Here is a 12,560-nt window from a genome sequence, read left to right as displayed (position 1 = left end):
ACTGTCCCCGCCAGAAGAACAGCCCATGAGCCCCGCCATCAGCCAACTGCGCAAATTCGTCTCGCCGGAGATCATCTTCGGCGCCGGTTGCCGCCATCACGTCGCCAATTACGCCAAGAACTTCGGTGCCCGCAAGGTGCTGCTGGTCAGCGACCCCGGTGTCATCAACGCTGGTTGGGTGGCGGACGTCGAGGCCAGCCTGGCTGCCGAAGGTATCGATTACGCGTTGTTCAGTGGCGTGTCGCCCAACCCGCGTATCGAGGAAGTGATGCAGGGCGCCGAGCGCTACCGCGCCGAGCATTGCGACGTGATTGTCGCGGTGGGCGGCGGCAGCCCCATGGACTGCGCCAAGGCCATCGGCATCGTGGTGGCCCATGACCGCCACATCCTCGAATTCGAAGGCGTCGACACCTTGCGGGTGCCCAGCCCGCCGCTGATCCTGATCCCGACCACCGCCGGCACTTCGGCAGACGTGTCGCAGTTCGTGATTCTGTCGAATCAGGAACAGCGCATGAAGATCTCCATCGTCAGCAAGGGCGCGGTGCCCGACGTGGCGCTGATCGACCCGGAGACGACCCTGAGCATGGACCCGTTCCTGTCGGCCTGCACCGGCGTCGACGCGCTGGTCCATGCCATCGAAGCCTTCGTGTCCACCGGCCACGGGCCACTGACCGACCCCCATGCGCTGGAAGCCATTCGCCTGATCAATGGCCACCTGGTGCAAATGATCGCCAACCCCCATGACCTGGCGTTACGCGAGAAAGTGATGCTGGGCAGCATGCAGGCGGGGCTGGCGTTTTCCAATGCCATCCTGGGTGCGGTGCACGCCATGTCCCACAGCCTGGGCGGGTTTCTCGACCTGCCCCACGGGCTGTGCAACGCGGTGCTGATCGAACATGTGGTGGCGTTCAATTACAGCGCCGCCCCCGAGCGTTTCCAGGTGATCGCTCAGACCTGCGGCATCGACTGCCGTGGGCTGAGCCATCCGCAGATTCGTCAGCGCCTGGTGGACCATCTGATCGCGCTGAAGCACGCCATCGGTTTCCACGAAACCCTTGGGTTGCATGGGGTGCGGGTGGCGGACATTCCGTTTCTGTCCCAGCATGCCATGCATGACCCCTGCATCCTCACTAACCCGCGCCATTCCAGCCAGCGTGACGTCGAGGTGGTGTTTGGCGAAGCCCTCTGACCCACGCCAGCAAGCCCTGGCCGGGCTGCTGGGGCTGACCAACCACTCAGTGCGCAAGAGCCATTACCCGGAACTGGCCGCGCGCCTGCAAGAATTGGAAACCGAGCGCAACCGTTACCAGGCGCTGTCCCTGCGCTTGCAGCAGCTCAATGATGAGCTGGAACGACGGGTCAGTGAGCGCACCGAGGAGTTGCGCGAAGCCCGTGATGCCGCCCAGGCGGCCAACCTCAGCAAGGACAAGTACCTGGCGGCCGCCAGCCACGATCTGCTGCAACCACTCAACGCGGCTCGCCTGCTGATTTCCACCCTGCGCGAGCGGCCCTTGCCGGCGGCCGAGAAGGGCCTGGTGGAGCGCACCCACCAGGCCCTGGAAGGCGCCGAGGACCTGCTCACCGATTTGCTCGACATCTCGCGCCTGGACCAGGCCGCGGTAAAGCCGGACGTCGAGGTCTACCGCCTGGAGGAAGTGCTGGCGCCGCTGGCTTCCGAATTCCAGCCTGTGGCGCAGGCAGCCGGGTTGGGGCTGAGCCTGCGCTGCGGGCAGTTTGCCGTGTGCACCGACCTGCGGTTGCTGACGCGTATTCTGCGCAACCTGCTCAGCAATGCCTGCCGCTACACCGAGCAAGGCCGCATCCTGCTGGGGGCGCGCCGCCGGGGCGAGCACCTGCGTATCGAGGTGTGGGACACGGGGCGGGGCATCGCCCCGGACCAGTTGCAGGCCATTTTCCTGGAGTTCAACCAGCTGGAGGTGGGCCTCGCTGCGCAGCGCAAGGGAGTGGGCCTGGGGCTGGCGATCGTCGAGCGCATCGCGCGTATTCTCGACAGCAGCGTGCAGGTGCGTTCCACCCCGGGGCGCGGTTCGGTGTTCAGCATCCTGGTGCCGTTGGCAACCCGCCCGCCGCTGGCCACCCTGCCAACGCAACCGCGCCTGGGCAACCCGTTGCCGGGGCGGCGCCTGCTGGTGCTGGACAATGAGCCCGCCATCCTGCGCAGCATGGCCGACCTGCTGGGCCAATGGGGCTGCCAGGTGCTGACCGCCACGGACGAGGCCGGGGCCATGGCGGTGCTGGCCGGGCACGCGCCGGAATTGATCATCGCCGACTACCACCTGGACCGCGGCGTGACCGGCTGCCAGGTGATCAAGCGCCTGCGTGAGCACTACGCCCTGGCGATCCCGGCGGTCATGATCACCGCCGAACGCAGCGACCCGTTTCGGCGGCAGATGCAGCGGTTGGGCGCGCCGGTGCTGAACAAACCGGTGAAAGCGGGGAAGTTGCGGGCGGTGTTGAGTCAGCTGTTGGGATGAAGGTTGTCAACCAGCCGGCTGGCGAGGCGTGTGGCCTGCCACGATCGTACTAATCCTCAAACCCCACCTGCTCATGCATCTCATCCACCTTCAGCTCCAGCCGGTACGCCACCGCGATGAACAACGCCTGGCACAGGCACAGCGTGGCGCTCAACGAGCGAAAGGCGAACGAGCTGCCCTCATTGACCAGCAGTACGCTGTTGGCGCGTTTGGCCAGGGGCGAGAGGGTGGAGTCGGTGATGATCAGGGTCTTGGCCTGGTGGTGCTGGGCAATGCGCAGGCAGTGCTGGGTTTCCTTGCCGTAAGGGGTGAAGCTGACGGCGATGACCAGGTCGCCCTGGCGCACGCTGCGCATCTGCTCGCGGTAGCTGCCACCCAGGCCCGACACCAGGTGGATGCGCTTGTTGGTGTGCTGCAGGTTATAGACCAGGTAGTCGGCCACCGCGAACGAGCGACGCACGCCCACCACGTAGATGTTCTCGGCGTTCACTACCAGGTCCACGGCTTTCTCGAACGCTTTGTCATCCAGTTCGCCGCCCAGGCGCTCGATGCCCGACAGGGTGGCATCAATGCATTCGCGCGCCAGGTCGGCGCCGCTGGCTTTCTGCGATTTGTTGGCGATCAGGTTGCGGATGCGTTGCTGGTAGTTCTGTACGGGGGTGGCCTTGTGGGTGTACGCCTCGCGAAACAGGGACTGCATTTCGCTGAAACCGCTGAAGCCGAATCGCTGGGAAAAGCGCACGATGGCCGATGGATGTACCTCGCACTCGCCGGCGATGTCGCTGATGCGGTCCACCATGATGCGGTCGCTCTGCTGGCTCATGTAGCTGGCGATGCGCTTGAGCTGGCGCGGCAGGCCCTCGTATTCGCGGGTGATCAGTTGCAACAGCTGCTCGGCGCTGGCCGGGGCGCTGGCGGCTGACGGCTCGGGGGTGGCCTGCTGATCAGGGCGGGACATGGTCGTATCCTTCTGCGTATTCGTTCGGGCCCTTTTTACATGCGGGTCCCAGGTGGTGGCTGGCTCTGGCAGTCTACAGGGTAGGCGCGGAAAAAAACCTGAGCAAAAGGTCCAGTCCCCGTGGCAAACCGGCCAGAAACGCTCAAACACAGTATGTCGGTTCAGAATTGGAAAATAAATTCCGCATGAAAAATTTATAGAAAAAAAGTTGATCCGATGGAAAAGGCGTTCTAGTCTGGAGTTCAAGAAAACGACACCGGCGCTATCCAGCCGGGTCGCGGGGCTGATAACAATAACAGGAGCCAGCATGGGCCAGACTCGTTTTGCCACCGGTCGACACGTGGACCTGATTTGCCTGGGGCGCCTGGGCGTCGACCTCTATGCCCAGCAAGTGGGGGCCAGGCTGGAGGATGTTTCCAGCTTCGCCAAGTACCTGGGCGGTTCTTCCGCCAACATTGCCTTCGGCACCGCACGGCTGGGCCTCAAGTCGGCCATGCTCAGCCGGGTAGGGGACGACCACATGGGCCGCTTCCTGGTCGAGTCGTTGCAGCGTGAAGGCTGCGACACCTCGGCCGTCAAGGTCGACCCCGAGCGCCTCACCGCCATGGTGCTGCTGGGCCTCAAGGACCGTGAAACCTTCCCTTTGGTGTTCTACCGCGAGAACTGTGCCGACATGGCCCTGCGCGCCGAAGACGTGCGCGAAGATTTCATCGCCTCCAGCAAGGCGCTGCTGATCACCGGCACCCATTTCTCTACCGACGGCGTCTACCAGGCCAGCAGTCAGGCCCTGGACTATGCCGAGCGGCACAACGTCAAGCGCGTGCTCGATATCGACTACCGCCCGGTGCTGTGGGGCCTGGCGGGCAAGGCAGACGGCGAGACGCGCTTTGTCGCCGACCATAAGGTCAGCGCCCATGTGCAACGTATCCTGCCACGGTTCGACCTGATCGTCGGCACCGAGGAAGAGTTTCTCATCGCGGGCGGCAGCACCGACCTGCTGACCGCGCTGCGCACCGTGCGCGAGCTGAGCAGCGCCACCCTGGTGGTCAAGCTGGGTGCCCAGGGCTGCACGGTGATTCACGGCGCCATTCCGGCGCGCCTGGAAGACGGCGAGATCTACCCGGGGACCCGGGTGGAAGTGCTGAATGTGCTAGGCGCCGGGGATGCCTTCATGTCGGGCTTTCTCAGTGGCTGGCTGAACGACGCCGATGACGCCCGGTGCTGCCAGTTGGCCAATGCCTGCGGCGGCCTGGTGGTGTCACGTCATGCCTGTGCCCCGGCCATGCCGACCCCCGCCGAACTGGACTACCTGTTCAACAGCCCGGTGCCCATCACCCGCCCGGACAAGGACGATACCCTGCAACGCCTGCACCGGGTCACGACGCCGCGCAAGCAATGGCAGCAACTGTTCATTTTTGCCTTCGACCACCGTGGCCAACTGGTGGAGCTGGCCCAGCAGGCCGGCCGTGACCTGGCCACGATTCCCGCGCTCAAGCAACTGTTTCTGCGCGCCATAGAAGAAGTGGAGGCGGACCTGGCCAAGCGCGGCATCGCCGCCGATGTCGGGCTGCTGGCCGACCAGCGCTTTGGCCAGGATGCACTGAACGCGGCCAGCGGGCGCGGCTGGTGGATCGCCCGGCCGGTGGAGGTACAAGGTTCGCGGCCCTTGGCGTTCGAGCATGGCCGTTCGGTGGCCAGCAACCTGATCGCCTGGCCCAGCGAGCAGATCATCAAGTGCCTGGTGCAGTTCCACCCCGATGATGAGCCCTTGCTGCGCCTGGAGCAGGAAGCGCAGATCCGCGGCCTGTACGAAGCGTCGATCACCAGCGGCCATGAGCTGCTGCTTGAAATCATTCCCCCCAAGGACCTGCCCGGCGCCCACCCCGACGTGCTTTACCGTGCCATCAAGCGCTTGTACAACCTGGGTATCTACCCGGCGTGGTGGAAAATAGAGGCCCAGAGTGCTGAGCAATGGCAGGCTCTGGACGCCTTGATCCAGGAGCGTGACCCCTATTGCCGTGGCGTGGTGCTGCTGGGCCTCAACGCCCCGGCCAGCGAGCTGGCCGAGGGCTTTGCCCAGGCCGGTGCCAGCACCACCTGCCGCGGTTTCGCCGTGGGCCGCACGATTTTCCATGAGCCCAGCCGCGCCTGGTTCAACGGCGAGATCGACGACGCCGGCCTGGTGGCCCAGGTGCGGCAGCGATTCGGCCAACTGATCGAAGCCTGGCGTTCGGCCCGTCATGGCCGCTGAACGTCCCACACCGATAACAACAACAGGTGCAGCCATGCCATCCGCGATTCGTATCGGCATCAACCCGATTTCCTGGAGCAACGACGACCTGCCGTCCCTGGGCGGCGAGACCCCGCTGAGCACCGCGCTCAGCGAGGGCAAGGCCATCGGCTACGAAGGCTTTGAACTCAACGGCAAATTCCCCAAGGACGGCCCGGGCGTGGCCCAGGTCCTCGAGCCCCATGACCTGGCGCTGGTGTCGGGCTGGTACTCCGGGCGCCTGGCCCAGCGCACGGCGGCCGAAGAGATCGACGCCATCGCCAGCCATGTGCAGCTGCTGGCGTCCAACGGCGCCACCGTGCTGGTCTACGGCGAGGTGGCCGACGCCATTCAGGGCAAGCGCATTCCCCTGGTCGAACGCCCGCGCTTCCATAGCCGCCAGGCCTGGGAAGACTACGCGGCGAAACTCGACGAACTGGCGGCCTTTACCCTCAGCCAGGGCGTGCGCCTGGCCTACCATCATCATATGGGCGCCTACGTGGAGGCGCCCCAGGACATCGACACCCTCATGGCCCTGACCGGCTCGCAGGTGGGCCTGCTGTTCGATGCCGGCCATTGCTACATGGGCGGCGGTGACCCCCTGACCGTGTTGCGCACCCATATCCAGCGCGTGTGCCATGTGCACTTCAAGGATGTGCGCAAGCCCGTGGTGCAACTGGCGCGCAACAACCTGTGGAGCTTTCCCGATTGCATCGTCAACGGCACCTTCACCGTGCCGGGCGATGGCGACATCGATTTCGCGCCGCTGATCGACGAACTGCTCGCGGTGGATTACCGGGGCTGGCTGGTGGTGGAGGCCGAACAGGATCCCGCCGTGGCCCCCAGCTATGTCTATGCCAAAAAGGGCTTCGACACCCTGCATACCTTGCTTGCCCAAGCCCGTGAACGGAGGACTGCTGCATGAGCCTGCTGGTCAAGAGTCATCAACAGGGCCAGGAAGTGGTACGCCTGGCCGACAATACCCTGGAATACGTAGGCTTCAGTGCCCACCGCCTGAGCCTGGGTGAAAGCCTGCCCCTGGCGGCCGGTGACAAGGAGCTGTGCGTGGTGATTCTCACCGGCCGCGCCAGCCTCAGTGGCGAAGCGCCGGTCCAGGGTGCGTTCACCTGGGACAACCTGGGCGAGCGCCAGTCGGTGTTCGAAGACAAGTCGCCCTGGGCGGTGTACCTGCCCACCGGCAGCCAGGCGCGCCTGGAAGCATTGAGCGACATGCAAGTGGCGGTGTGCGCGGCACCTGGCGCGCCAGTGGGTGAGTTGAACGCGCGGCTCATCACGCCCCAGAGCATGAAGCGCAGCAGCCGCGGCAAGGGTGCCAACACCCGCTACGTCTGCGACATCCTGCCCGACACCGAGGTGGCCCATTCGCTGCTGGTCGTGGAGGTGCGCACGCCGTCGGGCCACAGCTCCAGCTACCCACCGCACAAGCATGACCGCGATGCACTGCCCGAGGAGAGCTTCCTGGAAGAGACCTATTACCACCAGGTCAACCCGCCCCAGGGTTTTGTCTTCCAGCGGGTTTACACCGACGACCGCCGCGTCGACCAGACCATGGCCGTGGAAAACAACGACCTGGTGGTGGTGCCCGAGGGGTATCACCCGGTGAGCGTGCCGTATGGCTACGAGAACTATTACCTGAACGTGATGGCGGGGCCAAAGCGCGTCTGGCAGTTCTACAACGACCCGCAGCACGCCTGGCTGCTGGACCTTTGACCTTGCCTGCCCACAGGATGGCTGCTCATGTCCCTGTGGGACCGGGCGAAGCTCGGGAAGCGGCCACCGCGTATTCGAACCCGTCCGCGCCATTCTTCCGGAGAACAATAACAAATGCGCCAGCCCCTGCGTTTCGCCCTCAACCGCATGGTTGCCCCCCACCTGCCACTGGCCGACTTCATCGACCTGGCCGTGGCCCTCAACGCCGATGCCATCGAGATTCGCAACGACCTCAAGGGGGTCGAGATCGAAGATGGCACGCCGCCGGAGCAGGTGCGCGACCTGTGTGCCGCCCACGGCATCCGCGTACTGTCGATCAACGCCCTGTACCCCTTTGACGTATGGAATGACGAGCGCCGTGCCCAGGCCCTGAAATTGGCGGCCTACGCTCGTGACTGTGGTGCTACCGGCCTGGTGATGTGCCCGCTCAACGAGCAGGGCGATAGCCGCGCCGCCGCCGCCCGCGCTGCCGGCCTGCGCACAGCGCTCACGGCGTTGGCGCCCATTCTGCGTGAACATGGCTTGCTGGGCTTTGTCGAGCCCCTGGGTTTCGAACAGTCGGCGTTGCGGCGCAAAGGCCAGGCCGTGGAGGCGATCAAGGCCATCGGCGGCCTGGACGTGTTCCGCCTGGTGCACGACACCTTCCACCACCACCTGGCAGGTGAACAGGCGTTCTTCCCGGCGCTCACCGGGCTGGTGCACATCAGCGGCGTGGAAGACGCCGAGGCGCCGCTCGCCAGCATCCAGGACGGGCACCGCGTGCTGATCGGCGAACACGACATCCTCGGCAACGCCGCGCAGATCGACAGCCTGCTCAGCAGTGGCTATGACGGCTACGTGTCATGGGAGCCGTTCGCCGCGAGCGTCCATGGCTTGGCCGATATTCGCCAGGCGCTGGGGCGGAGCATGAATTACCTGAGCCAGCAGCTTCCCTGAGCCCCGATGTCGCGATTGACCACAGAACCCGTTTGAAGAATAAAAGGTGCGAACATGAGCACGACACGATTGACCATGGCCCAGGCCCTGGTGCGTTTCCTGGACAACCAGTACATCGAAGTGGACGGCGTGCAGAGCAAATTCGTCGAAGGCGTGTTCACTATTTTCGGCCACGGCAACGTACTGGGCCTTGGCCAGGCCCTGGAGCAGGACGGTGGCCAACTGGTGGTGCACCAGGGCCGCAACGAGCAGGGCATGGCCCACGCCGCCATCGGTTTCGCCAAGCAGCACCTGCGCCGCAAAATCTATGCCTGCACCTCATCGGTGGGGCCAGGGGCGGCGAACATGCTGACCGCAGCGGCTACCGCCACGGCCAACCGTATCCCCTTGCTGTTGCTGCCGGGCGACGTCTACGCCAGCCGCCAACCCGACCCGGTGTTGCAGCAGATCGAACAGTTCCATGACCTGAGCATCAGCACCAACGATGCCTTCAAGGCCGTGAGCAAATACTGGGACCGCATCAACCGGCCCGAGCAACTGATCAGCGCGGCGCTGCAGGCCATGCGCGTACTCACCGACCCGGCCGAGACCGGTGCCGTGACCTTGGCGCTGCCCCAGGACGTGCAGGCCGAGGCCCATGACTACCCCGACAGTTTCCTCGCCCGGCGGGTGCACCGCGTGGACCGTCGCCCGCCGGTGGACGCCGCTATCGCCGACGCCGCCGCGTTGCTGGCTGGCAAGCGCAAACCGCTGATCATCTGCGGCGGCGGGGTCAAGTATGCCGGCGCCGGGGACACCCTGCAGGCCTTCGCCGAACGCTTCGACATTCCCTTTGCCGAAACCCAGGCGGGCAAAGGCACCCTGGTCTCCAGCCACCCGCTGAATGTGGGCGGCATTGGCGAAACCGGCTGCCTGGCCGCTAACCAGTTGGCCCTGGAGGCCGATCTGATCATCGGCATCGGCACCCGCTACACCGATTTCACCACGTCCTCCAAGTGGTTGTACCAGAACCCCGAGGTGCAGTTTCTCAACCTCAACGTCAACAGCGCCGACGTGCTCAAGCTGGACGCCGTGCAGGTACTGGGCGATGCCAAGCTGGCCCTGCAGCAGTTGGCCGACCCCTTGGCACGCCAGGGCTACCGTGCCGCCTGGGGTAACCAGGTGATCGAGGCGCGCGCGCAGTTGCACGCTGAGGTGGAGCGTGTCTACAACCGTGGCTACAGCAGTCAGGATTTCGTGCCGGAAGTGGTCGATGGCCTGGACCCGGCCGTGCTGCGTGAGTTCATCGAGCTGACGGGCTCTGCGCTGACCCAGAGTCAGGTGCTGGGCGTGATCAACCGCCAGATCGACGCCGACGCCGTGGTGGTCGCGGCAGCGGGCAGCCTGCCCGGCGACCTGCAACGTGTGTGGCAGACCCGCAGTGCCAACAGTTACCACGTGGAATACGGTTATTCGTGCATGGGCTACGAGGTCAACGCCGCCCTGGGGGTGAAACTGGCCGAGCCTCAGCGGGAGGTCTATGCACTGGTGGGGGACGGCTCTTACCTGATGCTGCATTCGGAACTGGTCACTTCCATTCAGGAACGGCGCAAGATCAACGTGCTGTTGCTGGACAACATGACCTTCGGCTGTATCAACAACCTGCAGATGGGCAATGGCATGGGCAGCTTCGGTACCGAATTCCGTTACCGCAACCCCGAGACCGGGCGCCTGGATGGCAGCTTCATGCCCGTGGACTACGCCATGAGCGCCGCGGCCTATGGCTGCAAGACCTACAAGGTCAGTACCCTGGAGCAGTTGCACGCGGCGCTGATCGACGCCCGTCAGCAGACGGTGTCGACCCTCATCGATATCAAGGTGCTGCCCAAGACCATGGTCCACGGTTACCTGTCCTGGTGGCGGGTGGGCGTCGCGCAAGTGTCCAACAGCGCCCGTACGGCCGAGGTTCGGCGCAGCCAGGACGAACACCTGGCGCAAGCGCGCCAGTATTGAACCGTAACCGGAGGGGCGCGACATGCGTATCGGACTTGTAGGGTATGGCCGGGGTGGCCGTGTGTTCCATGCACCCCTGCTGGCGTCGCTGGGCAACGCCACCTGGGTGGGGGTGGTGACCCGTTCGCCGCAGCGGCGGGCACAGTTGGCGGTCGATTACCCCGGTGTGCCGGCCTTTGACACCCTCGCGCAGTTGGTGGCGGCGGGGGTGGACGCGGTGGTGATCTCGACGTCGCTCAAAGGCCGCCCTGGCCTGGTGCTCGAAGCGATCGAGCATGGGGTGGCGGTGGTCAGCGACAAGCCGTTCGCAGCCGACGCTGAACAGGCGCGAGTGCTGGTGGACGCCGCCGAGCGCCAGGCGGTGCCGCTGAGCGTGTACCAGAACCGGCGCTGGGACTCGGATTTTCTCACCGTGCGCAAGTTGCTGGACACGGGTGTGCTGGGCCGGGTGCATCGCTTCGAGTCGGCCATGGAGCGTTTCGAACCTGACAATGTCGGCAACGACAGTGGGGGTGGCTGGCTGCGTGATCTGGGCAGCCATCTGGTCGACCAGGCGCTGTTGCTGTTCGGCCCGGTCAGCCAGGTCTACGCCGAACTGGAACAACAGCCCCAGCACAGTGTGGACCATGGTTTCTTCATGTCCTTGACCCACGCCAGCGGGGTCGTCAGCCACTTGTACGGCCACGCGCTGCAAAGCGCGCCGCGGCCGCGGTTCCGGGTCAGCGGCGAGCACGGCAGCTATTGTGTCGATGGCCTGGACGTGCAAAGCGAGCAAGCGGAGGCCGGGCTTACCCCGGCCAGCGCCGGCGACACTTGGGGGGTGGAGGAACACCGCCGCTGGGGCTGGTTCGAGCAGGGCCAGGAACGGGAAAAAGTCCCCTCCGAACGGGGCAATTGGCCGCAGTTCTATCAGCAGTTGCAGGCGGCCATCGACCAGGGCGGGCCGTTGCCAGTGGACGCCCGCGACGCGGTGCAGGCCCTGGTGGTGCTGGACGCTGCCCGGCGCAGTGCCGACCAGCGCGAGGTGGTTACGCTGGAGGTTGCAACAAAATTCTAAATTCATTTGATATGGAATTTATTTTCTACTAGAGTCAATTGCAGGTTCCGACTTTCACATCCATTGCGCATTCGGCGTGGTGGATGAAAAAACCAAGCACAACAATAAAAAGGTGCCGTCGATGAAAACCTCCACCCCGCCAGCCACGCCGCTGCGCTCCACACGCTCGTCTGCTATCCGCCGCCTCTGCCTGGCCATGGCCGTGTCCCTGGCCAGCGGCGCCGCCCTGGCCGACCTCAAGGTTGGCGTGGCCATGTCGCAATTCGATGACACCTGGTTGACCTACCTGCGCGAAGACATGGGCGCCAAGGCCAAATCCGTGCCCGAAGGGGTCACCCTGCAGTTTGAAGATGCCCGGGGCGATGTGGTCAAGCAGCTCAGCCAGGTGGAAAGCTTCATCAGTCAGAAGGTCGATGCCATCATCGTCAACCCCGTCGACACCGCAGCGACCGCGCGCATCACCAAAGAGGCCACCGACGCCGGCATACCCCTCATCTACGTCAACCGCAGCCCTGACGACCGCAAGATTCCAGCGGGGGTGGTGGTAGTGGCCTCTGACGACATCAAGGCCGGTGAAATGCAGGGCCAGTATCTGGCCGATAAGCTGGGAGGCAAAGGTAACGTGGTGATCCTGCTGGGCGACCTGGCCAACAACTCGACCCAGGGGCGCACCAAGGGTGTGAAAGAGATTCTGGCCAAATACCCAGGCATCAAGATCGACCAGGAACAGAGTGGTACCTGGCTGCGGCAGAAGGGCATGGACCTGGTCAACGACTGGATCACCCAGGGCCGCAAGTTCGATGCAGTGTTCTCCAACAATGACGAAATGGCCATTGGTGCCGCGATGGCCCTCAAACAGGCTGGGGTGAAGGAGGGGAGTGTGCTGATTGGCGGTGTCGATGGCACGCCCGACGGCCTGAACGCCGTGAAGAAAGGTGACCTGGCGGTTTCAGTGTATCAGGACGCCAAAGGCCAGGCCGATGCCGCCGTGGACGCAGCTGTGAAGATGGCCCACAAGCAGCCCGTCGAACAATGGGTGTGGGTACCGTTCCAGTTGATCACGGCCGCTAACGCCGACCAGTTCAAACACTGATTGCCCGCCCAGCCCTGGAGTGCACCCCG

General features: G+C 64.6%; 10 protein-coding genes. 9 read left to right on the top strand and 1 reads right to left on the bottom strand.

Annotation, left to right across the window (positions count from 1 at the left end; all coding sequences use genetic code 11):
• The first annotated feature begins 25 nt into the window (after positions 1–25).
• Together ercA and HWQ56_RS16505 are read left to right on the top strand one after the other, a co-directional pair.
• Positions 26–1,189, top strand: coding sequence for an alcohol dehydrogenase-like regulatory protein ErcA (ercA, locus tag HWQ56_RS16510; protein ID WP_176571184.1), 1,164 nt, complete (start codon positions 26–28; stop codon positions 1,187–1,189).
• Entirely contained in the window at positions 1,173–2,495 is a 1,323-nt protein-coding gene (locus HWQ56_RS16505; RefSeq protein WP_176571183.1) for a hybrid sensor histidine kinase/response regulator, read from the top strand. Before ercA ends, HWQ56_RS16505 begins: the two co-directional genes overlap by 17 nt.
• Before the next feature lie 49 nt (positions 2,496–2,544).
• Here the strand turns inward: HWQ56_RS16505 and HWQ56_RS16500 are convergent, their stop codons facing one another.
• Complete coding sequence (locus tag HWQ56_RS16500; RefSeq protein WP_176571182.1) at positions 2,545–3,453, bottom strand: MurR/RpiR family transcriptional regulator; 909 nt, start codon at positions 3,451–3,453, stop codon at positions 2,545–2,547.
• Between the two features lie 307 nt (positions 3,454–3,760).
• Between HWQ56_RS16500 and HWQ56_RS16495 the strand changes: the two genes are divergently transcribed.
• The 7 genes from HWQ56_RS16495 to HWQ56_RS16465 all read left to right on the top strand — a co-directional run bounded on the left by HWQ56_RS16495 (position 3,761) and on the right by HWQ56_RS16465 (position 12,531).
• A complete protein-coding gene (locus HWQ56_RS16495; RefSeq protein ID WP_176571181.1) occupies positions 3,761–5,704 on the top strand; it encodes a bifunctional 5-dehydro-2-deoxygluconokinase/5-dehydro-2-deoxyphosphogluconate aldolase in 1,944 nt (647 codons plus the stop codon).
• 34 nt (positions 5,705–5,738) lie between these two features.
• Positions 5,739–6,647, top strand: a complete 909-nt coding sequence (gene iolE, locus HWQ56_RS16490) for a myo-inosose-2 dehydratase (protein ID WP_176571180.1) — start codon at positions 5,739–5,741, stop codon at positions 6,645–6,647.
• Positions 6,644–7,453, top strand: coding sequence for a 5-deoxy-glucuronate isomerase (iolB, locus tag HWQ56_RS16485; RefSeq protein ID WP_158154761.1), 810 nt, complete (start codon positions 6,644–6,646; stop codon positions 7,451–7,453). Before iolE ends, iolB begins: the two co-directional genes overlap by 4 nt.
• A 114-nt stretch (positions 7,454–7,567) precedes the next feature.
• A complete protein-coding gene (locus HWQ56_RS16480) occupies positions 7,568–8,389 on the top strand; it encodes a TIM barrel protein (protein WP_176571179.1) in 822 nt (273 codons plus the stop codon).
• Positions 8,390–8,443: 54 nt separating this feature from the next.
• On the top strand, positions 8,444–10,381 hold the full coding sequence (gene iolD, locus HWQ56_RS16475; RefSeq protein ID WP_176571178.1) for a 3D-(3,5/4)-trihydroxycyclohexane-1,2-dione acylhydrolase (decyclizing): 1,938 nt from the start codon (positions 8,444–8,446) through the stop codon (positions 10,379–10,381).
• Positions 10,382–10,403: 22 nt separating this feature from the next.
• A complete protein-coding gene (locus HWQ56_RS16470) occupies positions 10,404–11,438 on the top strand; it encodes a Gfo/Idh/MocA family oxidoreductase (protein ID WP_176571177.1) in 1,035 nt (344 codons plus the stop codon).
• Between the two features lie 196 nt (positions 11,439–11,634).
• Positions 11,635–12,531, top strand: coding sequence for a sugar ABC transporter substrate-binding protein (locus HWQ56_RS16465; RefSeq protein WP_245217890.1), 897 nt, complete (start codon positions 11,635–11,637; stop codon positions 12,529–12,531).
• Positions 12,532–12,560 lie beyond the last annotated feature (29 nt).

This window comes from Pseudomonas eucalypticola (assembly GCF_013374995.1).
GTDB lineage: Bacteria > Pseudomonadota > Gammaproteobacteria > Pseudomonadales > Pseudomonadaceae > Aquipseudomonas > Aquipseudomonas eucalypticola.
The sequence above is the reverse complement of the archived record's forward strand: the minus strand, read 5'-3'. Positions and strand labels throughout refer to the sequence as shown.